20 protein-coding genes and 1 tRNA gene are annotated in these 24,572 nt (G+C 70.7%); 11 read left to right on the plus strand and 10 right to left on the minus strand.

What is annotated here, in order from left to right; genetic code table 11:
- Window positions 1–10 precede the first annotated feature (10 nt).
- Together CP976_RS37420 and iolC are read right to left on the minus strand one after the other, a co-directional pair.
- On the minus strand, window positions 11–889 hold the full coding sequence (locus CP976_RS37420) for a Cgl0159 family (beta/alpha)8-fold protein (RefSeq protein WP_150484313.1): 879 nt from the start codon (window positions 887–889) through the stop codon (window positions 11–13).
- Between the two features lie 12 nt (window positions 890–901).
- The gene (gene iolC / locus CP976_RS37425; protein WP_150484314.1) at window positions 902–1,879 is read right to left on the minus strand and encodes a 5-dehydro-2-deoxygluconokinase; all 978 of its coding nucleotides are present in this window, start codon (window positions 1,877–1,879) and stop codon (window positions 902–904) included.
- A gap of 321 nt (window positions 1,880–2,200) precedes the next feature.
- Here iolC and CP976_RS37430 point away from each other — a divergent pair, with 321 nt between their 5' ends.
- Genes CP976_RS37430 through CP976_RS37450 form a run of 5 tightly spaced genes read left to right on the plus strand, consistent with a single transcriptional unit; the run spans window position 2,201 to window position 7,155 of the window.
- On the plus strand, window positions 2,201–3,220 hold the full coding sequence (locus CP976_RS37430; RefSeq protein WP_150484315.1) for a sugar ABC transporter substrate-binding protein: 1,020 nt from the start codon (window positions 2,201–2,203) through the stop codon (window positions 3,218–3,220).
- Window positions 3,220–4,296 carry an ABC transporter permease gene (locus CP976_RS37435; RefSeq protein WP_167537496.1) on the plus strand — a complete coding sequence of 359 codons (1,077 nt, stop codon included), beginning with the start codon at window positions 3,220–3,222 and terminating at the stop codon, window positions 4,294–4,296. Before CP976_RS37430 ends, CP976_RS37435 begins: the two co-directional genes overlap by 1 nt.
- A 5-nt stretch (window positions 4,297–4,301) precedes the next feature.
- The gene (locus CP976_RS37440) at window positions 4,302–5,213 is read left to right on the plus strand and encodes an ATP-binding cassette domain-containing protein (protein WP_150484317.1); all 912 of its coding nucleotides are present in this window, start codon (window positions 4,302–4,304) and stop codon (window positions 5,211–5,213) included.
- A 1-nt stretch (window position 5,214) separates the two neighbouring features.
- Window positions 5,215–6,117, plus strand: coding sequence for a sugar phosphate isomerase/epimerase family protein (locus tag CP976_RS37445; RefSeq protein WP_150484318.1), 903 nt, complete (start codon window positions 5,215–5,217; stop codon window positions 6,115–6,117).
- 18 nt (window positions 6,118–6,135) lie between these two features.
- The gene (locus CP976_RS37450) at window positions 6,136–7,155 is read left to right on the plus strand and encodes a Gfo/Idh/MocA family protein (protein ID WP_150484319.1); all 1,020 of its coding nucleotides are present in this window, start codon (window positions 6,136–6,138) and stop codon (window positions 7,153–7,155) included.
- Between the two features lie 48 nt (window positions 7,156–7,203).
- Here CP976_RS37450 and CP976_RS37455 read toward each other — a convergent pair whose 3' ends face one another.
- The 4 genes from CP976_RS37455 to CP976_RS37470 form a co-directional block, all read right to left on the minus strand.
- The gene (locus CP976_RS37455) at window positions 7,204–8,220 is read right to left on the minus strand and encodes a Gfo/Idh/MocA family protein (RefSeq protein ID WP_150484320.1); all 1,017 of its coding nucleotides are present in this window, start codon (window positions 8,218–8,220) and stop codon (window positions 7,204–7,206) included.
- Window positions 8,217–9,221, minus strand: coding sequence for a Gfo/Idh/MocA family protein (locus CP976_RS37460; protein ID WP_150484321.1), 1,005 nt, complete (start codon window positions 9,219–9,221; stop codon window positions 8,217–8,219). Before CP976_RS37460 ends, CP976_RS37455 begins: the two co-directional genes overlap by 4 nt.
- 115 nt (window positions 9,222–9,336) lie before the next feature.
- Complete coding sequence (locus CP976_RS37465) at window positions 9,337–10,113, minus strand: SDR family oxidoreductase (protein ID WP_150484322.1); 777 nt, start codon at window positions 10,111–10,113, stop codon at window positions 9,337–9,339.
- Between the two features lie 8 nt (window positions 10,114–10,121).
- Window positions 10,122–11,279 (minus strand): phytanoyl-CoA dioxygenase family protein, encoded by a 1,158-nt coding sequence (locus tag CP976_RS37470; protein ID WP_150484323.1) that lies wholly within the window; start codon window positions 11,277–11,279, stop codon window positions 10,122–10,124.
- A gap of 108 nt (window positions 11,280–11,387) precedes the next feature.
- Between CP976_RS37470 and CP976_RS37475 the strand changes: the two genes are divergently transcribed.
- Window positions 11,388–12,422 (plus strand): LacI family DNA-binding transcriptional regulator, encoded by a 1,035-nt coding sequence (locus tag CP976_RS37475; protein ID WP_150484324.1) that lies wholly within the window; start codon window positions 11,388–11,390, stop codon window positions 12,420–12,422.
- Between the two features lie 75 nt (window positions 12,423–12,497).
- Window positions 12,498–13,109: a TMEM175 family protein gene (locus CP976_RS37480; protein WP_190146911.1), complete on the plus strand. Its 612-nt coding sequence runs from the start codon at window positions 12,498–12,500 to the stop codon at window positions 13,107–13,109.
- A gap of 3 nt (window positions 13,110–13,112) precedes the next feature.
- On the opposite strand, the gene CP976_RS37485 is transcribed toward CP976_RS37480, so the two are convergent.
- Window positions 13,113–14,276 carry a Gfo/Idh/MocA family protein gene (locus CP976_RS37485; RefSeq protein ID WP_150484325.1) on the minus strand — a complete coding sequence of 388 codons (1,164 nt, stop codon included), beginning with the start codon at window positions 14,274–14,276 and terminating at the stop codon, window positions 13,113–13,115.
- A gap of 111 nt (window positions 14,277–14,387) precedes the next feature.
- Between CP976_RS37485 and CP976_RS37490 the strand changes: the two genes are divergently transcribed.
- The 4 genes from CP976_RS37490 to CP976_RS37510 all read left to right on the plus strand — a co-directional run bounded on the left by CP976_RS37490 (window position 14,388) and on the right by CP976_RS37510 (window position 19,915).
- Window positions 14,388–15,386: a LacI family DNA-binding transcriptional regulator gene (locus CP976_RS37490; RefSeq protein ID WP_150484326.1), complete on the plus strand. Its 999-nt coding sequence runs from the start codon at window positions 14,388–14,390 to the stop codon at window positions 15,384–15,386.
- A 216-nt stretch (window positions 15,387–15,602) separates the two neighbouring features.
- The gene (locus CP976_RS37495) at window positions 15,603–18,371 is read left to right on the plus strand and encodes a gluzincin family metallopeptidase (RefSeq protein WP_150484327.1); all 2,769 of its coding nucleotides are present in this window, start codon (window positions 15,603–15,605) and stop codon (window positions 18,369–18,371) included.
- Window positions 18,372–18,382: 11 nt separating this feature from the next.
- Window positions 18,383–19,315: a M28 family metallopeptidase gene (locus CP976_RS37500; RefSeq protein WP_150484328.1), complete on the plus strand. Its 933-nt coding sequence runs from the start codon at window positions 18,383–18,385 to the stop codon at window positions 19,313–19,315.
- A gap of 526 nt (window positions 19,316–19,841) precedes the next feature.
- A tRNA-Pro gene (locus tag CP976_RS37510) sits at window positions 19,842–19,915 on the plus strand.
- 91 nt (window positions 19,916–20,006) lie between these two features.
- Here the strand turns inward: CP976_RS37510 and CP976_RS37515 are convergent.
- The 3 genes from CP976_RS37515 to CP976_RS37525 all read right to left on the minus strand — a co-directional run bounded on the left by CP976_RS37515 (window position 20,007) and on the right by CP976_RS37525 (window position 24,561).
- Window positions 20,007–20,876: an MBL fold metallo-hydrolase gene (locus CP976_RS37515; protein ID WP_150484330.1), complete on the minus strand. Its 870-nt coding sequence runs from the start codon at window positions 20,874–20,876 to the stop codon at window positions 20,007–20,009.
- 95 nt (window positions 20,877–20,971) lie between these two features.
- Window positions 20,972–22,711 (minus strand): ABC transporter ATP-binding protein, encoded by a 1,740-nt coding sequence (locus tag CP976_RS37520; RefSeq protein WP_150484331.1) that lies wholly within the window; start codon window positions 22,709–22,711, stop codon window positions 20,972–20,974.
- A complete protein-coding gene (locus CP976_RS37525; protein WP_190146912.1) occupies window positions 22,708–24,561 on the minus strand; it encodes an ABC transporter ATP-binding protein in 1,854 nt (617 codons plus the stop codon). The genes CP976_RS37520 and CP976_RS37525 overlap by 4 nt, the downstream gene beginning before the upstream one ends.
- Window positions 24,562–24,572 lie beyond the last annotated feature (11 nt).

Raw genomic sequence — 24,572 nt, forward strand, 5'->3', positions numbered from 1 at the left:
ACAGAGCGACTCACAACAGACCGACGGCCGTGTCCACTGCCTCTTCCACGCTGCCCCCGGCCGGGTAGAGCAGCGAGCGCCCGACCACCAGACCCTGCACGGTGGGCAGGCGCAGGGCCTTGCGCCAGCGTTCGTACGCGCCCTCCTGGTCGCCGCCCACCTCGCCGCCGAGCAGCACGACGGGGAGCGTGGAGGTCTCCAGGACCTGGGCCATGTCGTCCGGGTCGTCGGTGACGGGCAGCTTCAGCCAGGTGTAGGCGGAGGTGCCGCCCAGCCCCGAGGAGATCGCGATGGACCGGGTGACGGCCTCGGCGGACAGGTCGTTGCGCACCGTGCCGTCGACCCGCTGGGATATGAACGGCTCGACGAACAGGGGCAGTTGCCGGGCCGCCATGGCGTCGATCGCCCGCGCGGTGGACTCCAGGGTGGTGAGCGAACCCGGGTCGTCGTAGTCGATGCGGACCAGGAGCTTGCCCGCGTCGAAGCGGAGCCGGGCGATGTCCTCGGCGCGGTGGCCGGTGAAACGGTCGTCCATCTCGAACGTGGCGCCGGCGAGGCCGCCGCGGTTCATCGAGCCCATGACGACCTTGTTCTCCAGCACCCCGAGCAGGAGCAGGTCCTCCAGGATGTCGGCCGTGGCGAGCACCCCGTCGACCCCGGGCCTCGACAGCGCGACGCAGAGCCGTTCCAGCAGATCGGCGCGGTTGGCCATGGCCAGGCGCCGGTCACCGACCCCGAGGGCGCCGCGCGCCGGGTGGTCGGCGGCCACGATCATCAGCCGGCCGCTGTCGCCGATCAGCGGCCGGCGCACCCGGCGGGCGGCCGCCTCGGCGACGGCCTCGGGATTCCGGGCCCGGACCGTGGTGAGGTCGGGGATGCCGATGTTCAATGCAGGCTCCGTTCAGTGACTCGTGCTCGGCGACGACACCCCGGCGAGGAGGTCCTCGACCTCGGACTCGGCGGGCATCGCGGAGGAGCAGGCGAGGCGTGAGGCGACGAGGGCACCGGCGGCGTTGGCGTGCCGCATGGTCTTCTCCAGGTCCCAGCCGGCGAGCAGGCCGTGGCAGAGGGAACCGCCGAAGGCGTCCCCCGCGCCCAGGCCGTTGACCACCTCGACGGGCACCGGCGGCACCTCGGCCCGGGTGCCGTCGCGGTGCACGGCCAGGACGCCCTTGGGGCCCTGCTTGACGACGGCCAGTTCCACGCCCGCCTCCAGCAGCGCGTCGGCGCAGGCCTGCGGCTCGCGCACGCCGGTGGCGATCTCGCACTCGTCGAGGTTGCCGACCGCGACGGTGGCGTGGCGCAGCGCCTCGCGGTAGTACGGGCGGGCCTCCTCGGGGTCGGCCCAGAACATCGGCCGCCAGTCGAGGTCGAAGACGGTGATGCCCGCCTTGTCGCGGGCCTTGAGGGCGGCGAGCGTGGCGGAGCGGCTCGGCTCCTCGCTCAGGCCGGTCCCGGTGATCCAGAAGATCCTCGCCCCGCGGATCGCGAAGAAGTCCAGCTCGTCGGTGTGGATCTCCAGGTCGGGAGCCTTGGGGCGGCGGTAGAAGTACAGCGGGAAGTCGTCCGGCGGGAAGATCTCGCAGAACGTGATCGGCGTCGGGTACGCGTCGACCGGGGTGACCCAGCGGTCGTCGACGCCGAAGGACCTCAGCTCCTCGTGCAGGTAGGTGCCGAAGGGGTCGTTGCCGGTCCGGGTGATGACCGCCGTGCGGCGTCCGAGGCGCGCCGCGGCGACCGCCACATTGGCCGCCGAACCTCCCAGAAATTTCCCGAACGTCTCCACCTGGGGCAGCGGGACGCCGGTCTGGAGGGGATAGAGGTCGACCCCGATGCGGCCCATCGTGATCAAGTCGAAATACTGGGCTGGCCCGGCCATGCGCGACCTCCTCGGGAAGCTGGGGATGCGGGTCCGGGGCCCTCCTGACACCGTGGGGCGTGGGTGACCTGGGACCTGCCGCTTAACAGGTGTAGGTGCCGGAGCAGGGCCCTGTCAATAGTTTGTACTTACATTCGGACCTGCTTGTGAAATGATGTCTTAACAAAGTATTGACAGCGGGCGCGGCAGGGACTTGTATCCCGTGGCATCGCAACAGTGTGTTTGCGGCATCATGATCCGGACTCCGTAAGGCTCCGGGACCACGGATCCCTCGTGATCCCCTCCTTTCCCCCGCAGTAGCACAGTGAGGTGCCAGGAAAGATGGACCGCTCTTCTCACCCCCGCTCCCGCAGAATCGCGCCGGTTGTCGCCGTTGCCGCGGCAGCGGCCCTGACCCTCGCCGGCTGCTCCAGCAGTTCCGGGGGCAAGAAGTCCGAGGAAGGCGCCGCGAACGCCTCCGCCGGCAAGGCGACCACGCCCCGCATGACCGTCGCCCTCGTCACCCACCAGGCGCCCGGTGACACCTTCTGGGACACCGTCCGCAAGGGCGCCGAGGCCGCCGCCGCCAAGGACAACATCAAGCTCGTCTACTCCGCCGACCCGAACGCGGGCAACCAGGCCAACCTGGTCCAGAACGCGATCGACCAGAAGGTCGACGGCATCGCCGTCACCCTCGCCAAGCCGGACGCCCTCAAGGGCGTCATAGGCAAGGCCGAGAAGTCCGGCATACCCGTGGTCGGACTCAACTCCGGCCTGAGCGACTGGAAGAAGCTCAACCTGCTGGAGTTCTTCGGCCAGGACGAGTCCGTCGCGGGCGAGGCCTTCGGCAAGAAGCTCAACGAGGTCGGCGCCAAGAAGGTCCTCTGCGTCATGCAGGAGCAGGGCAACGTCGGCCTGACGCAGCGCTGCGACGGCGTGGCCAAGACCTTCGAGGGCAAGGTCGACCCGCAGAACGTCAACGGCACCGACATGCCGTCCGTGAAGTCGACGATCACCGCCAAGCTGAAGCAGGACCCGTCCATCGACTACGTCGTCACCCTCGGCGCCCCCTTCGCGCTGACCGCGGTGCAGTCGGTCTCCGACGCCGGCAGCAAGGCGAAGATCGCCACCTTCGACCTGAACAAGGACCTGATCAAGTCCATCAAGGCCGGCGACATCCAGTTCGCCGTCGACCAGCAGCCCTACCTCCAGGGCTACCTGGCCGTCGACGGCCTGTGGCTCTACAAGAACAACGGCAACTACAGCGGCGGCGGCGAGCAGCCCGTGCTGACCGGCCCGGCCTTCGTCGACAAGTCCAACGTCGACAAGATCGGGGAGTTCGCCGCGAAGGGCACCCGGTGATGAGCATGACCCAACAGGCTGCGCCGGCGGTGGACACACCGCCGGCCCCCGGCCCCAAGCAGTCCGACGGCCGGACTCGGCAGCGCCCGATGGCGCTGCGGCTGCTGGCCCGGCCCGAGGTCGGCGTCTTCCTCGGCGCCGTCGCCGTGCTCGTGTTCTTCCTGTTCGCGGCACCGCCGGTGCGCGACGGCAGCTCGATGGCCAACATCCTGTACCAGTCGTCGACCATCGGGATCATGGCACTGCCGGTGGCCCTGCTGATGATCGGCGGCGAGTTCGACCTGTCGGCCGGTGTCGCCGTGGTCACCTCGGCGCTCACCGCGTCGATGCTCAGCTACCAGCTGACCATGAACGTCTGGGTCGGCGTGATCGTCGCCCTCCTGGTGTCGCTCGCCATCGGGGCGTTCAACGGCTGGCTGCTGGTCAAGACGGGGTTGCCCAGCTTCCTGGTCACCCTCGGCACCTTCCTGATCCTCCAGGGCGTGAACCTCGCCGTGACCAAGCTGGTCACCGGCAACGTCGCCACCGACGACATCAGCGACATGGACGGCTTCACCCAGGCGCAGAAGCTCTTCGCCTCGACGTTCACCGTCGGAGGGGTCAACGTCAAGATCACCGTCGTGTGGTGGCTGGTCTTCGCGGCCCTGGCCACCTGGGTGCTGCTGCGCACCAAGTACGGCAACTGGATCTTCGCGGTCGGCGGAAACAAGCACTCCGCCCGGGCCGTCGGTGTCCCGGTGACCTTCACCAAGATCTCCCTGTTCATGCTGGTCGGCTTCGGCGCCTGGTTCGTCGGCATGCACCAGCTGTTCTCCTTCAACACCGTGCAGTCCGGCGAGGGCGTGGGCCAGGAGCTCATCTACATCGCCGCGGCCGTAATCGGCGGCTGTCTGCTCACCGGCGGCTACGGCTCCGCGATCGGCCCGGTCTTCGGCGCCTTCATGTTCGGCATGGTGCAGCAGGGCATCGTCTACGCCGGCTGGAACCCGGACTGGTTCAAGGCCTTCCTCGGCGTGATGCTCCTCGGCGCCGTCCTCATCAATCTGTGGGTCCAGCGCACGGCGACCCGGAGGTGACCGCAATGACCAGCAACGAAACCGGCACCCACGGTGCCGTCCTCCAGGACACGCCGCCCGAGACGGACCGACCCCTCGTCGAGCTCCGCGGCGCGGGCAAGTCCTACGGCAACATCCGCGCCCTGCACGGCGTCGACCTGAAGGTCTTCCCCAACCAGGTCACCTGCGTCCTCGGTGACAACGGCGCCGGCAAGTCCACCCTCATCAAGATCGTCTCGGGTCTGCACCAGCACACCGAGGGCGAGTTCCTCGTCGACGGCGAACCGGTGCGCTTCTCCACCCCGCGCGAGGCCCTCGACAAGGGCATCGCCACGGTGTACCAGGACCTCGCCGTCGTCCCGCTGATGCCGGTGTGGCGCAACTTCTTCCTCGGCTCCGAGATGACCAAGGGCCCCTGGCCCGTCCGCCGTCTCGACATCGAGAAGATGAAGAAGACCGCCGACGAGGAACTGCGCAACATGGGCATCGTCCTCGACGACATGGAGCAGCCCATCGGCACGCTCTCCGGCGGCCAGCGGCAGTGCGTCGCGATCGCCCGCGCCGTCTACTTCGGCGCCCGCGTCCTCATCCTGGACGAGCCGACCGCCGCCCTCGGCGTCAAGCAGTCCGGTGTCGTGCTGAAGTACATCGCCGCCGCCCGCGAGAAGGGCCTGGGCGTCATCTTCATCACCCACAACCCGCACCACGCCTACATGGTCGGCGACCACTTCAGCGTGCTGCGCCTCGGCACCATGGAACTGTCCGCCTCCCGCAGCGAGGTCAGCCTCGAGGAGCTGACCAACCACATGGCCGGCGGAACCGAACTGGCCTCCCTCAAGCACGAGTTGGCGCAGGTACGCGGCGTCGACGTCGAAGAGCTCCCCGAGGCGGGAGACCTCACCGCCCCCGTAGCCTCGTCTTCGGAAGGAAAGTCCTGACATGGCCCTCGCGCTCGACCGCATACGGGTCGGCTCCGCCCCCGACTCCTGGGGCGTCTGGTTCCCCGACGACCCGCAGCAGGTGCCCTGGGTGCGCTTCCTCGACGAGGTCGCCGAAGCCGGCTACTCGTGGATCGAACTCGGCCCGTACGGCTACCTGCCGACCGACCCGGCCCGGCTCACCGACGAGGTGACGAAGCGGAACCTGAAGGTCTCCGCCGGCACGATCTTCTGCGGCCTGCACCGCGGCCCGTCCGAGTGGGACTCCACCTGGGAGCAGGTCAGCAACGTGGCCGCGCTCACCCAGGCGATGAACGCCAAGCACCTGGTCGTCATCCCGTCCTTCTGGCGGGACGACAAGACCGCCGAGATCCTGGAGCCGCCGGAGCTCACCACCGAGCAGTGGCGCAACCTCACCACGGGCATGGAGCGCCTCGGCCGCGAGGTGAAGGACAAGTACGGTCTGGACATCGTCGTCCACCCGCACGCCGACACCCACATCGACACCGAGGAGCACGTCGAGCAGTTCCTCGACTCCACCGACTCCGACGCGGTCAACCTCTGCCTGGACACCGGGCACTACGCCTACTGCGGCGGCGACAGCGTCAAGCTGATCGAGACGTACGGCGAGCGCATCGGCTATCTGCACCTCAAGCAGGTCGACCCGGACATCCTCGCCGACGTGGTCAAGAACGAGGTGCCGTTCGGCCCCGCCGTGGCGCGCGGAGTCATGTGCGAACCGCCCGCCGGTGTGCCCGAGCTGGGTCCGGTGCTCACGGCAGCACAGAAGCTTGGCGTGGACCTGTTCGCCATCGTCGAGCAGGACATGTACCCCTGCGAGCCGGACAAGCCGCTGCCGATCGCGGTGCGCACCCGCAAGTTCCTGAGGTCCTGCGGCGCCTGACGACCCGAAAGGACGGCCATGGCTGAGCGCGCCACCCTGGGAGTCGCGGTCATCGGTACCGGAAGGATGGGCGCGGACCACGTGCGCCGCCTCCACGAAGTCACCAGCGGAGCACGGGTGGTGGCCGTCGCGGACGTCGACGCGGAACGCGCGAAGGCCGTCGCCGCCCGCGTCGACGGCTGCAGCGCCCACACCGACCCGGCCGCCGCGCTGGCGGCCCCCGACGTCGACGCCGTCCTGATCGCCTCCCCGGGCCCGGCCCACGAGGCCACGCTGCTCGCCGCCTTCGAGCGCGACCTGCCCGTCCTGTGCGAGAAGCCGCTCACCCCCGACGCGGCCTCCGCCCTGCGCGTCCTCGAAGCCGAACTGCGCCTCGGCCACCGCCGTGTCCAGGTCGGCTTCATGCGCCGCTACGACCCCGAGTACGCCAAGCTGAAGGCCCTGCTGACGACGGGTCAGCTAGGCCGTCCGCTGATGGTGCACAACCGGCACCGCAACGTCGCCAGTCCGCCCTTCTTCACCAGCTCCATGCTCATCAGCGACTCCGTCGCCCACGAGGCCGACGCCACCCGCTGGCTGCTGGACCACGAGATCACGGCGGTCACGGTGCTGCGCCCGGCCCCGTCCGCCAACGCCCCCGACGGGCTGCGCGATCCGCAGTTCGTCGTCTTCGAGACCGACGGCGGCGCCCTGTCCGACGTGGAGATCTTCGTCAACTGCGGCTTCGGCTACCAGGTGCAGGCGGAGGTGGTCTGCGAACGCGGCACCGCCCGCATCGGCGACGGCCACGCCCTGGTCACCAACATGGCCGGCCGCTGGGGCGGCACCATCGCCCAGGACTGGACCGAACGCTTCGAGACGGCCTACGACCGGGAGGTCCAGACGTGGGTCGACGCCACCCGCCGCGGCGAGGTGACCGGCCCGAGCGTCTGGGACGGCTACGCCGCCGCCGCGGTGTGCGAGGCGGGGGTGCGGGCGCTGGAGGACGGCGGCCGGGTCGAGGTCGAACTGGTCGAGAAACCCGCGCTGTACGCGTGAACGGGCCGAGCGGGCCGGGGACGCGCCCCCGGCCCGCTCGGCGTGTTCTCAGATCCTGGTACGGGGCCGGGGCTCGAACCCGGCCGCGCGGTAGCAGTCGTCGATGAGCGCCATCGTCGTCACCGCGTCGTCCGCGTCCAGCGGCAGCGCCGCACCGTCCCGCACCCGGGCGGCGAACGCCTCCAACTGGTACGTGTACGACGAGCGCGTCCCGAGGTGTTCCGTGCGCTCGCCCTCCGGGGTGCGCACCACGATCCGGTCGTCCATCTGGGGCAGCACGAAGTTCGGGGCCGTCGCCTCGCCCCGGGAGCCGGTGATCCGGATGCTCATGTCCAGCCCGTCGTACGCCATGTGGCAACGGGCCGAGCCCGTCGCGCCACCGGGGAACTCCAGGTCCGCGTCCAGCCACTCGTCGACCCCGGGCGCACCCGCGCGCTCCTCGCCCCGCGCCCCGGCCAGGCGGGGCGGGCCGCCCGCCCAGGGGGCGAGCACGCGCAGCGCGTGCAGGCTGTAGCAGCCCAGGTCCATCAGGGCGCCGCCGGCCAGCGGCAGCGACCAGCGCGGGTCGGTGTCCGGCGGGGCGGCGATGGCGACCATCGCCTCCACATGCCGCAGTTCGCCGAGTTCACCCGAGTCCAGCAGCTCGTGCAGGCGGCGCGTGACCGGGTGGAAGAGGTAATGGAAGGCCTCCATGAAGACCGTCCCGGCCTTCCCCGCGGCTTCCCGTACCTCCGCCGCCTCCTGTGCGTTGCTCGCCGACGGCTTCTCCGACAGCACGTGCTTGCCCGCCGCGAGGGCGGCCAGGTTCCACGGGCCGTGCAGACCGTTGGCGAGCGGGTTGTAGACGACGTCGACCTCGGGATCGGCCACCAGCTCGGCGTACGAACCCGCCACCCGCTCCACACGGTGCCCGGCGGCGAACGCCTCGGCTCGGGCGCGGTCGCGGGCGGCCACCGCGACGAGGCGGTGGCCGGTCGCCCGGGCCGGGTCGATCAGGGAGCGTTCGGTGATCCGCGCGGCTCCCAGCACTCCTATGCGCAGGGGTTCCCGGCCCTTCTCGCTCATGCCTGCCGTACCTCCTCGATGGTCACGGGACGGTGCTCGTGCAGCGACAGTGTGCACGCATCGGCGATCCAGCCCGCCTCCAGGGCGTCCTCGATCGTGCAGGGGGAGGGGCGGGTGCCGGCGACGACCTCGGTGAACGCGGTCAGTTCGGCGCGGTAGGCCTCGGTGAAGCGGTCCATGAAGAAGTCGTGCGGGGTGCCCGCCGGGAAGGTCACGCCCGGCTCGACCGAACGCAGCGGCAGCTTGTCCTCCAGGCCGACGGCGATGGAGTCCGTGAAGCCGTGGAGCTCCATGCGGACGTCGTAACCGCGGGCGTTGTGGCGGGAGTTGGAGACCACCGCGATGGTGCCGTCGTCCAGGGTGAGGATCGCGCCGGTGGTGTCGGCGTCACCGGCCTCCTTGATGAAGTCGGCACCACGGTTGCCGCCCACGGCGTACACCTCGGTCACCTCACGGCCGGTCACCCAGCGGATGATGTCGAAGTCGTGCACCGAGCAGTCGCGGAAGATGCCGCCGGAGGCGGCGATGTACGCGGCGGGCGGGGGCGCCGGGTCGAGCGTGGTCGAGCGGACCGTGTGCAGCTTGCCCAGCTCGCCGCCCTGCACGGCGGCGCGGGCGTTGACGAAACCGGTGTCGAAGCGGCGGTTGTAGCCGATCTGGATCGGCACGCCCTTGCCCTGGACGGCCTTCAGCACCTCGACGCCCTCGCTCATGGTCTTGGCGACGGGCTTCTCGCAGAAGACGGGGATGCCGGCCTCCACCCCGGCCAGGATCAGCGCGGGGTGGGCGTCCGTCGCGGCCGCGACGACGATGCCGTCCACACCGGCGGCCAGCAGGGCCTCCGGCGAGTCCACGACCTCGGCGCCGAACCGCTCGGCGGCGGCCTTGGCGGCGTCCGCGAACGGGTCGGTGACGACGAGGGACTCGACGGCGCCGAGCCCGGAGAGGGTCTCGGCGTGAAAGGCGCCGATCCGGCCGAGGCCGAGAATTCCGATACGCATGGGTATTGCTCCTAGTTTTGAACGGGGGGTGGTGCTACGCCCTCAGGGGCGCGGGGAACTGCGCGACCAGCCAAGACGGCGCCGCACACGACCAACGACAACGCGCGGCACATCCTTAGTCGAGTCCGCCCAACACGTTCTGATCCCAATCGATAACGGACCCGGTAACCACCCCGGACCGCTCCGACAGCAGAAACACAACAAACTCGCCGATCTCATCCGGCTGGCCCAACTTGCCCATCGGCAACCGGGCAGCAGCGACCTCACGCCAGTCGTCCCCCGCGCCGTGGAACACGCGCTGCGTCGCGTCCTCGCCTTCCGTCGCCGTCCAGCCGATGTTCAGCCCGTTGATCCGCACCCGATCCCACCGATGCGCGTGCGCGGCGTTCCGGGTCAGCCCGATCAGGCCGGCCTTCGCGGCGACGTACGGCGCCAGAAAGGCCTGCCCCCCATGCGCCGACGACGTGATGATGTTGACGACCGTGCCGGGCGCCTGACGCGCCACCATGTCCGCGACCGCCGCCTGCATCGCGAAGAACGGCCCCTTGAGGTTGATCGCGATGTGCTGGTCGAACAGCTCGGGCGTGGTGTCCAGCAGCGTCCCCCGGGAGGTCAGCCCGGCGGAGTTCACGAGGCAGTCGACGCGGCCGTACGCCTCCACGACCCGGGCCACGGAGGCCTTCGCCTGCGCGGCGTCCGACAGGTCGGCCCGGACGTACACGGCCTTGCCGCCCGCGGCGGTCAGCTCCGCCACCAGGGCCTCGCCCGGCCCGGGGCGCCGCCCGGTGACGGCCACGACCGCCCCCTCGCGGACCGCGGCCCGCGCGATGGCGGCGCCGACCCCCTGAGTGCCGCCGTTGACCAGGACGATCTTGTCGTCGAGAAGTCCCACGAGGTTCCTCAGCTCTCTCGCCGTGCGGTACCGGCCCGCAGCTCCGCACGGAGCGCCTCCGGCGGCCACCCCTCGTAAAGGGCCCGCCGTACGAGATCCGCCTGCGAGGGCGGGGCCAGGCCGTCGACCGGCGGGTCGCTGTCGAGGTTGGTGGGGAAGGGGTAGCCCTCGGCGCTCGCCGCGATGACGTTGGCCAGCCACGCGTCGCTCGCGCCCTCGGCCTTCCGCTTCAGCAGCACGGGGTACACCGCGTTCGCCACGGCCTCCCGGTCCACCGTCTCCATCGCGCGCCCGAACGCGGACGACACCTGCAACAGGTTGGCCATGCGCCGGATGTCCGCCGAGCGGTTGGTACCGGCGGCGTGGAAGAGGGCCGGGTTGAAGAAGACCGCGTCGCCCTTCGCGAGCGGCAGCTGCACCTGGTGCGCCTCGAAGTACGCCCGGAACTCCGGGCGCCGCCAGGCGAGATAGCCCGGCTCGTACTTCTGCGAGTGCGGCAGGTACATCGTCGGCCCCGACTCCACCGGCATGTCGCAGTGCGCGACCGCGCCCTGGAGGGTCAGCGCGGGGGAGAGGCGGTGCACGTGCCCGGGGTAGGCGGCAGCGGCCTCGTCGGACAGGAAGCCCAGATGGTAGTCGCGGTGCGCGGTCTGGGCGGCGCCGCCCGGGTTGACCACGTTGAGCTGCGAGGTGACCTGGTAGCCGGGGCCCAGCCAGGCCGTCGCCACGAGGGCGAGGACGTCGTTGGCGTAGTAGTCGGCGAACGCCTCCGCGTCGTACAGGGCCGCCTTCTCCAGCGCGTTCCACACCCGGTCGTTGGCGCCCGGCTTGGCGAAGTGGTCACCGGCCGTCGCGCCCGAGGCGCGCTGCTCGGCGATCAGGGCGTCGAACACGGCGGTGGCCCGGTCCACGACCTCCGGGTCGGGAAAGGCCCCGCGGAAGACGACGATGCCGGGTCCCTCGGCGAGCGCGCGCACCAGCTCGGCCTGGACCACCCGGTCACCCTCGAGCAGACCGGCGTCGTAGACCGGCACGTTCCGCTCCACGGCCGAGGCGTGCGGATAGTCGGCGGGGTCCGTCGCCCGCTCGACCAGCGCGCGGAACGCGTCGAGATCGCAGTCCTGCTCGGACAGCCAGACACGGGGGTGTACGGAAGTGAAGGACATCGTCGTCCCTTCGGGGTCATGGAGCGACGCAGCCCTGTCATTCTTGTCAGTACAAACCCCTCGAACAACCAGCAGGCAGCCATCAAAAACCCCTCAAGGAGCCGGCGCATGGGCCACCCCTTCCCGATCCGGGAGATCGCCCGTCAGGCGGGCCTGAGCGAGGCGACCGTCGACCGCGTCCTCAACGGGCGGGGCGGGGTCCGGGAGAGCACCGCGCAGGAGGTGCGCCGGGCGATAGCCGACCTGGACCGGCAGCGCACCCAGGTCCGGCTCGTCGGCAGGACGTTCATGGTCGACATCGTGATGCAGGCGCCCGAGCGCTTCACCACCGCGATCCGCGCCGCCCTGGAGGCCGAGCTGCCGTCCCTGCACCCGGCGGTGCTGCGCTCCCGCTTCCACTTCCGCGAGACCGGCCCGGTCGGGGAGCTGGTGCGGATCCTGGACCGGATCGCCCGGCGGGGTTCGCAGGGCGTGATCCTCAAGGCCCCGGACGTCCCCGAGGTCACCGCCGCCGTCGGCCGCCTCGAAGCCGCCGGCATCCCGGTCGTGACCCTGGTGACCGACCTGCCCGCCAGCGCCCGCCGCGCCTACGTCGGCATCGATGACCGGGCGGCGGGCGCGACGGCCGCCTATCTGATGGGCCAGTGGCTGGGGGAGCGCCCGGGCAACATCCTGACCAGCCTCAGCAGCGGCTTCTTCCGCAACGAGGAGGAACGCGAGATGGGCTTCCGCAGCGCCATGCGGGCCCGGCACCCCGAGCGCACGCTGGTCGAGATCGCCGAGGGGCAGGGGCTGGACGCCACCCAGTACGACCTCGTCCGGGCCGCGCTGGAACGCGACCCGGACATCCGCGCGGTGTACTCCATCGGCGGCGGCAACATCGCCACGCTGAAGGCCTTCGACGACCTCGGCCGCGACTGCGCCGTGTTCGTCGCGCACGACCTCGACCACGACAACACCCGGCTGCTGCGCGCGCACCGCCTGTCCGCCGTGCTCCACCACGACCTGCGCCAGGACGTGCGCGAGGCCTGCCACACGGTCATGCGGGCGCACGGCGCCCTGCCGCCGGCCGGGCCGTCACTGCCGTCGGCGATCCAGGTGGTGACGCCGTACAACATGCCGCCGCAGGCGGCGGCCGTGTGAGCCGGGGCGGTGTCGCGGGCGGGACCCCGGCGTGTATCCGGAACGCCATACGCCACGGCCCCTACCGTCGTCCTCATGTGGACCTCACGCCCGGACGGCGGGCCGGACCGGTTGCTGACGCTCGCCGACGGCGTGTTCGCCATCGCCATCACGCTGCTGGTCCTGGACCTCTACGTCCCGCGCGGCCTGGACGCGGACGAGTATCGCGAAGCCCTGCACCGGCTGCTCCCGGACCTCGGGGCCTACGCGCTCAGCGTCGCGGTGCTCGGCAGTTTCTGGCGCGACCACCGCAGGATCTTCCGTGACGTACGGGAGGTCGACGGACACGTGATCATCCTGGCCCTCACCGGCTTGGGCGTCGCGGCCCTGGTGCCCTTCCCGACCAGGCTGCTCGCGGAGTACGGCGACGTGCCCGTGTCGGTCGCCGTCTACGCGGCGGCGGTCGCCGCACTGGGCGCCTGCCATCTGGCACTGGCCGCCGTCCTGGCGAAACGCCCTTGGCTCCGCGACGGCACCCCCTCCGACACCGGCAGCACGCCCTACCTCGTCGAGAGCGCCACGCTGGTGGTGGTGTTCGCGGTGACCGTCCCGCTGGCCCTGGTGGCCGGGGCCCACGCCATGTGGCTGTGGCTCGTCCTCGCCCCGGTGAGGTTCGTTCTGGGCCGCCGCCCCCGGAAGGCGGGCTGAACGTCAGGCCCCCGCGGCCACGTCCGCCCAGGCACCGCTCGACGCCGACCGCGCCATCGCGTCCAGGGCGGCCGCACTGTGCACGGCGTCCGCGAGGGTCGCCCCGTGCGGGGTGCCCTCGGCGACGGACCGGAGGAAGCGGTACGCCTCGATGACCTTCAGGTCGTCGTACCCCATGGCGTTCGCCGCGCCGGGCTGGAACGCGGCGAACTCGCCATGGCCCGGGCCGACGTACACCGTGGTGACGGCCTGGTCCTGGTAGGTCGTGCCGCGGCTGATCCCCAGCTCGTTCATGCGGCGGAAGTCCCAGAACACCGCCCCCTTGGTGCCGTGCACCTCGAAGCCGTAGTTGTTCTGCTCGCCGACCGAGACCCGGCAGGCCTCCAGCACACCGCGCGCCCCGGAGGCGAAGCGGAGCAGGCAGCTGACGTAGTCCTCGTTCTCGACCGGGCCGAGCTCGCCGCCGGAGGCGCGGCTGTGGCCCGCCGTCGCTCCGGCGGGACGGGCCCGCTCCGGAAGGAAGATCGCCGTGTCGGCCGTCAGGGACGCGATGTCGCCCAGCAGGTGCCGGGCCAGGTCCGTGCCGTGCGAGGCCAGGTCGCCCAGCACGCCGCTGCCGCCCCGCTCCCGCTCGTAGCGCCATGTCAGCGCGCCCTCGGGATGGGCCGCGTAGTCGCTGAACAGCCGGAAGCGGACATGCGTGACCGTGCCGATCTCGCCCGAGGAGATCAGCTCACGGGCGGCCTCGACGGCGGGCGCGTTGCGGTAGTTGAAGCCGACGGCGCCCTGCACACCCGCCTGGGTCACCGCGTGCGCCACCGCACGGGCGTCCTCGGCGGTCAGACCCACCGGCTTCTCGATCCAGATGTGCTTGCCCGCCTCGGCCATGGCGACGCCGATCTCGCGGTGCAGGAAGTTCGGCGCGGTGATGCTGACCGCCTTCACCCGGGGGTCGGCGACCACGTCGCGCCAGTCACGCGTGGTCGAGGCGAACCCGAACTGCCCGGCGGCCTCCTCGGCCCGGCCCGGCACCTCCTCGGCGACCGTGACCAGCTCCGGAACGAGGGACAGCTGCGGATAGTGGTGCCGCACGCGCGCGTACGCCTGGGTGTGCACCCGCCCCATCCAGCCGAAACCGACGACGGCGACGCCGAGCGTGTCCACCATGAGAGCCCCTCTTTGGACCGTTCCAGAACCTGTCCAGCCCACCCTGAGCGCGGTTTCCCAGGGCTGTCAACCCTTTGACAAGCAGCTGACCCACATGGAACGGTCCATCCCATGAGACCGCCGACGATCCGCGACGTTGCCGAACGGGCCGGCGTCTCCAAGTCACTGGTCTCCCTTGTGCTGCGCGGCTCCGACCAGGTACGCCCCGAGAAGCGCGAGGCCGTCCTCCGCGCCGCCCAGGAGCTCGGCTACCGGCCCAACGCCGCCGCCCGCAGCCTCAGCGAACAGCGCACCCGCACGGTCGGCGTCCTGCTGAACGACCTGCGCAACCCCTGGTTCGTCGACCTCCTCGACGGCCTGAACTCCCTCCTGCACGCCCATGGCCTGCACATGCTGCTGGCCGACGCCCGCCTCAACAGCCGCACCGGCCAGGACCCGGCCGACCCGCTGCTGGACCTGCGCGTCGACGGCCTGGTCGTGGTCGGCACCCTGCCCGATCCCGCGGCCCTCGGCGTGGTCGCCGAGCGCATGCCGGTCGTGCTGGCGGGCGCGCGCGAGCCGGTACCGCCCGGGGTGGACCAGGTCGCCGGCGACGACGAGCAGGGCGCCCGGCTGGTCACCGAGCACCTCATCGGCCTCGGCCACCGCCGCATCGCCCACCTCGCGGGCTATGGAGCCGTCGGCGAACTGCGCCGCCGCAGCTTCGAGGCGACGATGCGGGCGCACGGCCTCGCGGACCGGGCCGTCGTCGAGACCGGCGACATGACCGAGGAGGGCGGCTACCGCGCCACCGTCCGCCTCCTCAGCCGCCCCGACCGTCCCACCGCCGTCTTCGCCGTCAACGACATCACCTGCGTCGGCGCCCTCTCGGCGGCGGAGGAACTGGGCCTGCGCGTCCCGCACGACGTGTCCGTCGCCGGCTACGACAACACGAGCATCTCCCGGCTGCGCCACCTGTGGCTCACCACCGTCGACAACGCCGGCCACGAGGTCGGCCGCCGCGCCGCCCGCTTCCTCCTCGACCGCTTCGAGCGGCCCGGGGGAGAGGGGCGGCTCCATCTGGCGGCGCCGGCGCTGGAGATCCGGGGGACGACGGGCCGACCGTCCTGACTCTGCCCGATGGTTGAGCGGTCCGCTTTTTCGTTTTCCACTGTCGAATCGTCAACCAGGCGAACGCCAACGAGGTTGCTTCCGGCGGATTTTCCCAAGTCGCCGCTCTTCGTGCACGGGACTAGAATTTTTCCCGACACCCCAAATCCGAGAGTGCCAAGGCGGCTTGGCGTTTTCTTCTCTCTTTCCCTCCACGTTCGCTGGAGGAGGCATCTCATGGATTCGCACCATGCCGAACAGCAGAGGAACATGCCGGGCCCAGAGGCCGGCCAACCGCTGAGGATGGTCCCGGACGCGGGTGAACACGCGGATGCCGACGGTGTTCTGCGGACCTACGTGGATCCCGGAGCGACCCTGACCCGCGCGCCGACGGCGCGAAAGGCCATCGACCGTTTCATGAGGGCACGGTCCAAGGACCTCAAGACCGACCGCATCGACCTGCGCGAGGTGGATTCCGCCGAAGGCGCGGCCACGCTACGCGTGCGCTACCAGCAGTTTCACCACGACCTCCCGATCGTGGGAGCCACCGTTCAGGCCGTGGCCGACGTGAAACAGGCCGCGGTCATCCAGGTCGACCACACGGCGGAGATCGATGTCGCGGACGCCCCCGACCCCGGCGCCGCCCAGCCGCTCGACGCAGTGCGCAAGAGCGCCCTCGCGCCGTTCCAGGGCGATTTCGAATCCGCCGGCGTCATCAGGGACGAGCTGGTGTACCTGCGGGACACGACCAGGCCCCCGTTGCCGGACACGGACTACCCCACAGCGTCGATCGCCTTGCTGAAAAAGGGGCGGAAGCCCGACGGCGCCCTCCACCTCGTCCACGATCTGCTCGTCGAGACCACCGGCCCCTTCGAACATTTCCGTGTCGTCATGGACGCCGTCTCCGGAAAGCTGCTCTGGCTCGCCCTCGCGGGGAAATACGTGACGGCCGGCCTCAGAGTCTTCATGCCCGACCCCGTGACCGCGTCCGACGACGCCACCGTGCACGGCGGTTCCAGCACGGCCACCCTCGACGCCTCCTGCCGCGACGTCCAGGCGGAGGTCGGGCCGGCCGTCGGGGGCAGGTTCCGGCTCGACGGTGACTGGATCAGGTGTACCGACTGGGACACCCCGGCCTTCCCCCAACCGGAGGAGACATCGCCGGACTTCAGCTACCAGCCCTACCCCACCGACCGTGCCTTCCTGAGCGCGAACGCCTACTACTGGCTCGACTCCTTCGCACGCTACCTGCGCAGCCTGGGCAACACGACGCTCAACACCAACATGGTCAAGGTCGAGGTCGACGCCCAGGCCTATGACGGCGCCGACCAGAGCGAGTGGCACGGAACGCTGACACCCCCACGGATCCGCTTCGGCGAGGGCGGGGCACCCGACGCGGGCGACCTCGGGGTCATCGCCCACGAGTACGCCCACGGCGTGTTCGACTGGCTCGGCGCGCAGCACGGCGGCTCCGGCTCGTACGAGCACAGCGTCTGCGACGCGCTGCCCGCGATCTACCGCGACCGGTTCAACCCCCACGGGCACCGGCGCACCGAGACGTTCCCCTTCGACAACAACGCGACGGACCAGTGGAGCACCGAGCGACGGCTCGACCTCACCGAGCGGTTCGACGACCCGGCGTTCAACGGCTTCGGCGTCAACCTGCGCAACTCGATGCTCGGCACGGCACTGTGGCGGTGCTATCTGGGCATGGGAGGCGACTCACCCGATCCCGCCGTACGGATCGCGGCGGCCGACGCGATCAACAGGACGATGCTGGAGATGCTGCTCATCGTGCCGGACGACAGCTCGACGGCTCCCGGTCACGCCGTGAGCATGGCCAGGGGCTGCATCACGGCCGACTCCGCGCTCACCGGCGGCCTCTACAGCAAGGTGATGGACGAGGCCTTCGTGAACCAGGGCCTCTGGGCGCCGCGGCCGGTGGACGTCTGCATCGGCGACAACCCCGCGGACCTCGGCACCGTCCCGAGCAGCGCCCCGTTCTGGACGTCGCCGGACATCTGGGTCCGCAACAACGACATCAGCACAGGTGACAATCCCGAGCTCGGACACGAGCCGCCCATCAACAACCGGCCCAACTACCTCTATGTGCGGGTGCACAACCGAGGGACCCAGGCAGCCGCGAGCGGAGCGTTCCAGGTGGAGACGTTCCGGTGCGATCCGGGCACGGGGATGCTCTGGCCGACGCACTTCCAGCCACTGGGCACTCTGGTGATCAACCAGCCGATCCCGGCGGGCGGATCGGTGCGGGTGGGGCCGTTCGTGTGGACCCCGCAGATCGTCGACCACGAATGCCTGGTCGCCGTCGTGCACGGGGCCCCCGACCCCGCCGTCACCGCCACCCTCAACGGGCCGGTGCCGCACGGTCACCTGGTCCGGTTCGACAACAACGTGGCTCAGCGGAACGTGGCGCCGCAGCTGGCCGCACCGGGTGGCAAGACGCACATGACGATCACGCTGCGAGGCGGCCTTGCCCGCACCACCGGCTCCTGGCATCTGGACGCGACCGCCCTGCCGGACGACACGCGGGTCTCGATCCGTACGCTGAGCCGCATCACGCACGACGCGGAGCTGACCGGCCTCACCGTGACCGAGGCGGGTGCGGTGCGCTCCACGCTGGAGATGCCCGGCGGTGCAACGGCCGTGGTCGACGGGTTCACGCTGGAGGCCGACGACCGGGTGGCGGCCGACATCACGATCGACTTCTCCCACCACGCGGAGCACCTCCGCCTCTATCCGTTCGTGGCCACCCAGTACCAGGACGGGCTGATCGCGGGGCGGATGACCATCCAGATCACGGCCGTGAAGGAGCTGGAGGACTTCTTCTTCGGCAACCCGCGCAGCGGCGAACTGCACATCTCCACCTGCCCGCACTGGCCCAGGCTCGGTGCCGGCAGCAAGGTGCCCTTCCTGCGCGCCGAGGACGCGCTCGCGCGCGGCTACAACGGCTGTGCCTACTGCCAGCCTGCCCTCAACACCGGCTGAGGAGGCCTGCCATGGGACGTGATCTCCCCCTCGCGCCTCCCGAGAAGAGGTACCCGCCCAGTGCCGCCGAACGCTTCGTGCCGACTCGACGCGAGAAGACAGGCTCAGCGCGGTGGAGGTCCACCGCCCCACCCGTCGATTCGGTGTCGGCGGATGCGCTGCGGAACACGGTCGAGGAACTGGCCGCCTTCCACACGCGGCACACCTTCTCGCCCCTCGTCGGCCCCGCCGCCGAGGAGATCGTGAACCGGCTGACCGCGGCCGGCTACCCGGACGTGGTCCGGCGCACCTGGACGAACGCCGGTCACAGCGCCGACAACGTCATCTGCACCAAGCCCGGCACGGCACCCGGCAGCCCCGTCGTCCTGCTGTGCGCCCACTACGACTGCCGCATGGAGGACCCGGGGGACGCGACGGCACGCGCGCCGGGCGCCGACGACAACGCCAGCGGGGTGGCCGCGATCATCGAGATCGCGCGCCTCCTGGCGACTGTTCCGCTGCCTTCGACGATCCGGTTCGTGGCGTTCTCCGGCGAGGAGCAGGGGCTGTGGGGATCCTCGGCGTATGCCGAGGCGCTGCACGCGGCGGGGGACGGGGCCCACCGGGTCGTGAACCTCGACATGGTGGGCAGACCGCCGGCGGACGGCTCCGTGACGGTGGAACGCGACCTGGGGAACTCCGTACCGGGCAATGACGCTGCGTCGCAGGCCTTCGCCGAGGTGATGGCGCGGGCGGCCGCGGACCACACGGCGCTGCCGGTCCGGCTCGGTCCCATCTACTCCAGCGACTACATGCCGTTCGAGGCACGGGGCGACGTGACGATCGGTGCGTACGAGGGGGAGGGGAACCCGCACTACCACCGGACGTCCGACACGCCCGAGACGCTCGACTACGGCTACCTCGCCGACGTCACGAGGCTCACCCTGGCGACCCTGCTGGCCTGACTGGTGTGCCGGCCGCTTCCAGGATGTGGCGATCCTTTCAACGGCCTCGACAGGTGCCGGGCGGGAGTTCGTCGGCGCCCACTGAGCGGGGAATCGGCCCGTGGTGTCCGTCTCGACCTCTATGCCCCTGGTCAGGGGTACCCGTCGACTTAGCGTATTGTTTGCGGCATATGCCCACGAGTTGAGGCTTGCGGGCATCCTAGGGCGAAGGGGGAGCAACGGGTGGATGACGCACGGGACCGGCGTGTCCGGCGAGCCGAAGCGACGGGAGGCGCCGTCACGGCGCTCCTCGCCGTCGCGTCCTGTGCCGGACACGCGACGAAGGCGGACCTGCCCTGGTGGGCCGTTCTCGCCGTCGCCGTGTCGACAGCGGGCCTCGTCGGCTGGACCGGGGCACATCTCGGCCGCCGGCGCGGGGGATACGACGTGGCTGCCCCGGAGCCGCCAGACGTCCATGAGGGCCCGGTGTGCGGATGCGGTAGGGTTGACCTGCGTGATCACGCGGTTCACCCGCGCGAGGCCGCATCGGGACGTGGCGCAGCTTGGTAGCGCACTTGACTGGGGGTCAAGGGGTCGCAGGTTCAAATCCTGTCGTCCCGACTTGTAAGAGTCGCGGGTCAGAGGTCGTGTCGGAGGAATCCGACACGACCTCTTGATCGTTTCTGGGCTGACCCGCGCCGAACGGATGCGATCACGCCGAGTGGAACGGCTCCGTCAGATGCGGCGTCGCCAGGTGCAGCGTGGTGGCGGCTTCGCGGCCGAGCATGCGCTCCCTGGAGTGCCTGGCCGCCTCAGGGTCGGCCTCGTGCGCGTAGGCGAGCTCGGGGTGGAGCAGTTGGAGGGCGTGCACCAGGAGGTCACCGGTGACGAGCGCCAGTTCGCGCCCGTCGGCGACCAGCACGCTCTGGTGTCCGGGTGTGTGACCGGGCGTGGCGACCGCGCGTCCGGCGCGCAGTGGTGTGTCCCCGTCGAGGAGCCGGAGTCGTCCGGCGGCCGTGAGCGGGTCGGTGAGGGTTTCGCGGAGCTGCGGGTTGAGCGCGTCGAGGGCCTCGAACTCGGCCCGCTGGAGCAGGTATTCGGCGTTCGGGAAATAAGGGCGGCGGTCGCCGGTCGCGCCGCCGGCGGAAGCGTTGCCGTCCACCGGGCCGCGCGTCGAGGGGACGGCCGCCTCGGTCACGACCGCCCACCCGACGTGGTCGGTGTGCAGATGTGTGAGCACCACGGTGTCGACCTCGGCGGGGTCGATGCCCGCGGCGGCGAGCGACTCGGGGAGCGCACCGGGCACGGGCGCCCACGAGCGGGCCGGGCTGTCCGCCGGACCGATCCCGGCGTCCACGACGGTGAGGCCCTTGTCGCCGCGGATCGCGTACGCGCGGAACTGGAGCCGCCAGCGGCCCTCGGCGTCGACCGCGCCGGGGTCGTAGCGGTCGGCCTCGGCCCACTGTGCGGCCGTGGCCTCGGGGAAGGCCTCGGCGCGCGGGGAGAAGAACGGGCCCTCGGCGTCCGCGAGGGCGATGATCTCGGTCGAGCCGATCCGGAGGCGGGGAACGCTGAGGGACATGGCCGCGATCCTTCCATGGCGGGTAGTTGCTGCCTGTTGCAGGGCGCGGACCGAGCGGGAGAACATCCGCGAGTCGACGCTGTCCGGACCTCCCGCTACTCGGTGCGGGTCTCATCTGGTCGGCACGGTGATCCCACAGCAGTACCCGCGTTCCAGAGATCGGCGTAGCGGCCGCCGCGGCGCAGCAACTCGTCGTGGGTGCCCTTCTCCACGATCCGGCCGCCGTCCAGAAAGACGACGTGATCGGCGCGCTGGACGGTCCGCATCCGGTGCGCGACGATCACCACCGTCCGGCCGGCCATCAGGCGCTCGATGCCCTCGTGGACGGCTGCCTCGTTCACCGGGTCCAGTGCGGAGGTCACCTCGTCCAGCAGCACGATGGGCGCGTTCTTCAACAGTGCTCGCGCGATCGAGACACGCTGGCGTTCACCGCCCGACAGGAGCGCGCCACCCTCCCCGACGTGCGCTGCCCATCCACCGGGCAGCCGCTCGATCACCTCGTCCAGCCGCGCCGCGGTCGCTGCCGCCCGCACCTCGGCTTCGTCGGCGTCGGGACGGCCGAGGCGTACGTTCTCCTCGATCGTGCCGTCGAAGAGATAGACGTCCTGGAAGACGATGGCGATCCGCGCCATCAACACCTCCGTGTCGACCGCGCGCACGTCCACCCCTCCCACGCGCACAGCGCCCGCGTTCACGTCGTAGAACCGCGCGATCAATTGCAGCAACGTGCTCTTGCCCGCACCCGACGGTCCGACAACGGCAAGCCGCTGTCCCTCCGGCACGGACAACGACGCGTCGTCGATCACCGTGCGGTCGCCCTGCCGGAAGGTGACGGACTCGAACTCCAGGTCGTGGTGTACCGGTTGGATCGGTTCGGCCGGTTCCGGCAGCGGCTCGGTGCGCAATACCGTGTCGAGCCGCGCCAACTGGTGACGCGCGCCGCGGAGCCGGCCGCCGATGTCCGACAGCGACAGCAGCGGATCCGCGCAGCGGGCGGCCAGCACCAGGAGCGCCAGAACCTCCGCCGCACCGATGTTTCCGCCGAGTGCGAGGTAGGCGCCCAGGGCCAGCACGACGGTGAACATCGTCTGCACCGCGAGGGCCAGACCCACCACGCCGGGCAGGGCCGACAGCGCGGTTCGGCGGGAGGCGCGCTGGACCTCTCGCAACGAGTCGTCGAGCAGCCGGAAGCGTTCGACGGTCCGGCCGCCGGCGCGCAGCACCGGCTGGGCCTGGAGGTATTCGATGACTCGCCCGGTGGCCTCGTGGTCGCGTTCGTGGCGCTCCGCGTCCGTGGCGGCCATCGAGCGACCCGTCCGCGTCTGGATCGCCGCCACGATCGGAACGGCGGCCAACGCGGCCAGGCCCGTCTGCCAGTTGAAGGCCAGCATGACGGCAACGATCGTCAGGGGCGTCACACAGGCGGAGATGAACGGTGCCAGCAGATGCGCGATCACGCTCATCGCTTCGAGGACGCCGCGGCTGGCCAGGACGGACACCTCCCCGAGGCGGCCTGCGTCGTACCAGCCGATGGGCAGTCGGGCCAGATGGTCGCCGAGACGGTGGTACGTGCCGCGCAACAGCGTGGTCCCGGTCAGGAAACCGGACCGATCGCTGACGTAACGCAGCACCGCGTAGAGGGCGACCGCGGCCCCGAACGCGACCAGCCAGGGCCAGGCGTCTTCGGGGGTACTCCCGAACAGCGCCCGCAGCACGGGAACCAGCAAGGCGTAGGACAAACCCTCGACGAGGGCGGTCGTCGTCATCAGGGCCACGGTGCGACGCACCGGCCGGGCGTACTCGTGCCCCAGCACGCGCAGCAGCATGCGAATCATCGGGGCTCACCTCCTTGCCGTACGCCACTGCGGGCTTCGGTCCGGTCGGCGATCGCCGACCGCTGGGCCTGCCAGAACGCAGCGAACCGTCCGTTCCGCGCCAGCAGTTCGGCGGGCTTGCCGCGCTCGACGATCGACCCGTTGTCCAGCATCACGACGGTGTCGGCCTCAGCGATCGTCTCCAGGCGGTGGGCGATGACCAGGATCGTCCGGGTGCCCTCCAGCGTCGCCAGTGCGCGGCGCACCGCCTGTTCGGTGTGCGGGTCGGCGAAGGCGGTCGCCTCGTCGAGCACGAGAACCGGCGCGTCGGCGAGCAGCGCCCGTGCGAGGGAGATCCGCTGTGCCTCGCCACCCGACAGCCCGGCGTCCTCACCGATCACCGACGCGTATCCGCGGGGCAAGGTGAGAATCCGATCGTGAATGTGCGCCAGCCGGGCGGCGCGCACGACGTCGTCGAAGTCGGCGTGCGGTACTGCCAGCGCGATGTTGTCCGCGACCGACGCGCGCAGCAGCCGGACGTCCTGGAAGACGAAGGAGATCTTCCGGTAGAGCTCCCGGCTGCCGAGCTCGCGCAGATCGACGCCACCGAGGGTGACCGAACCGTGGGTCGGGTCGAAGAACCGCGGCAACAACTGCACCAGCGTGGACTTCCCGCTTCCCGACGGCCCGACGATCGCGGTGACCGTCCCAGGTTCGAGCACCAGGTCGATCCCGCGCAGCACCTCGTGACCGGCTTCGTAGCCGAACCGGACGTCACGCAACTCCACCCGGTGCCCCTGGGGCGAGGCCGGGTGCGTGGGCTCCGGTAGCGGCTGCACCTCGAGCACGTCCCGGATCCGGCCGATCGCGCGCCGGGCGGCCTGCATGTCGTCGAAGCCGTGGCCCAGGGCCGCCACGGGAGCGGTCAGGCCCAATCCGAGCAGCAGGAAGGGCAGCAGGTCGGCCGCGGCCATGTCACCGGTGGTGATGAGAGCCGTACCGCCGATCAGCACGACCAGCAGCACGAACGGCGGCGACAGCACCACCTGCATCCCGGCGGCGATTCCGGCGAGCCCGCGCACCATCCGGAAGAAGCTGCCGACGAAATCGTCCACGGCCGTGAGGAACCTACGGTGGACGCGCTCACTTCCGCCGAACGCCTTGACCACCGAGATGCCCTGGACGAACTCGACGACCGAACTCGCGATCCGGCCCATGCCGACGTCGAACTCCTGCTGTTCACGCAGCCGGGTCGGGGTCATCATCAGGGGGACCAGCGCGACGGCCAGCACGACCGGTATCAGCGTGATCAGTGTGAGCCGCCAGTCGATGGTGAACAGGTAGATCAGCGACACCAGCGGCACCACGAAGGCGGAGACAAGCTCGCCGGGGGTGTGGGCGATGAACGGGTGCACGGCGCTGACGTCCTCCCCCACCACCTTTGCCAGCTCGCCGGTCCCGCGCCGGGAGAACCAGCCGATCGGTACGCGCCCCAGCTGTGCGGCCAGTTGCCGGCGGAACGTCAGTTGCACCTGACCGTCGATGATGTGCCCGATCCCGGACGACGCGGCCGTGAACAGCAGCCGGAGGAGCAAGCCGACCGCACCCGCGAGCACGACGAACCAGACATGACCGTGATCGGTCGGGCCGGGCGCCAGCAGAGTGCGCCCCAGTTCGACGACCGCCAGCAGCGGCATCAGACCCGCGAGGGCGCCTAAGACCTGCAGAGTCACGACGGCGGCGAAACTCAAGTAATAGGGGCGCAGCAGCCCCGCCATGGTCCGTCCCACCCTGGAATCGGCATCGGGGGGTGGTGTGGACTGCTGTGGTGGGGACTGCTCCCTCGCCGTGGCGAGGTCGGTGGTGGTCATGATCCTCCTGT

The sequence above is a fragment of the Streptomyces coeruleorubidus genome (assembly GCF_008705135.1).
Lineage (GTDB): Bacteria > Actinomycetota > Actinomycetes > Streptomycetales > Streptomycetaceae > Streptomyces > Streptomyces coeruleofuscus.

What these genes read in the sequence shown, in the direction of transcription:
- CP976_RS37525 (WP_190146912.1), bottom strand. Translation starts at nt 24,561, where the DNA reads ATGACCACCACCGACCTCGCCACGGCGAGGGAGCAGTCCCCACCACAG.
- CP976_RS37430 (WP_150484315.1), top strand. Translation starts at nt 2,201, where the DNA reads ATGGACCGCTCTTCTCACCCCCGCTCCCGCAGAATCGCGCCGGTTGTC.
- CP976_RS37455 (WP_150484320.1), bottom strand. Translation starts at nt 8,220, where the DNA reads ATGAGCGAGAAGGGCCGGGAACCCCTGCGCATAGGAGTGCTGGGAGCC.
- CP976_RS37460 (WP_150484321.1), bottom strand. Translation starts at nt 9,221, where the DNA reads ATGCGTATCGGAATTCTCGGCCTCGGCCGGATCGGCGCCTTTCACGCC.
- CP976_RS37445 (WP_150484318.1), top strand. Translation starts at nt 5,215, where the DNA reads ATGGCCCTCGCGCTCGACCGCATACGGGTCGGCTCCGCCCCCGACTCC.
- CP976_RS37485 (WP_150484325.1), bottom strand. Translation starts at nt 14,276, where the DNA reads ATGGTGGACACGCTCGGCGTCGCCGTCGTCGGTTTCGGCTGGATGGGG.
- CP976_RS37435 (WP_167537496.1), top strand. Translation starts at nt 3,220, where the DNA reads ATGAGCATGACCCAACAGGCTGCGCCGGCGGTGGACACACCGCCGGCC.
- iolC (WP_150484314.1), bottom strand. Translation starts at nt 1,879, where the DNA reads ATGGCCGGGCCAGCCCAGTATTTCGACTTGATCACGATGGGCCGCATC.
- CP976_RS37440 (WP_150484317.1), top strand. Translation starts at nt 4,302, where the DNA reads ATGACCAGCAACGAAACCGGCACCCACGGTGCCGTCCTCCAGGACACG.
- CP976_RS37495 (WP_150484327.1), top strand. Translation starts at nt 15,603, where the DNA reads ATGGATTCGCACCATGCCGAACAGCAGAGGAACATGCCGGGCCCAGAG.
- CP976_RS37520 (WP_150484331.1), bottom strand. Translation starts at nt 22,711, where the DNA reads ATGATTCGCATGCTGCTGCGCGTGCTGGGGCACGAGTACGCCCGGCCG.
- CP976_RS37475 (WP_150484324.1), top strand. Translation starts at nt 11,388, where the DNA reads ATGGGCCACCCCTTCCCGATCCGGGAGATCGCCCGTCAGGCGGGCCTG.
- CP976_RS37470 (WP_150484323.1), bottom strand. Translation starts at nt 11,279, where the DNA reads ATGTCCTTCACTTCCGTACACCCCCGTGTCTGGCTGTCCGAGCAGGAC.
- CP976_RS37490 (WP_150484326.1), top strand. Translation starts at nt 14,388, where the DNA reads ATGAGACCGCCGACGATCCGCGACGTTGCCGAACGGGCCGGCGTCTCC.
- CP976_RS37500 (WP_150484328.1), top strand. Translation starts at nt 18,383, where the DNA reads ATGGGACGTGATCTCCCCCTCGCGCCTCCCGAGAAGAGGTACCCGCCC.
- CP976_RS37450 (WP_150484319.1), top strand. Translation starts at nt 6,136, where the DNA reads ATGGCTGAGCGCGCCACCCTGGGAGTCGCGGTCATCGGTACCGGAAGG.
- CP976_RS37480 (WP_190146911.1), top strand. Translation starts at nt 12,498, where the DNA reads ATGTGGACCTCACGCCCGGACGGCGGGCCGGACCGGTTGCTGACGCTC.
- CP976_RS37515 (WP_150484330.1), bottom strand. Translation starts at nt 20,876, where the DNA reads ATGTCCCTCAGCGTTCCCCGCCTCCGGATCGGCTCGACCGAGATCATC.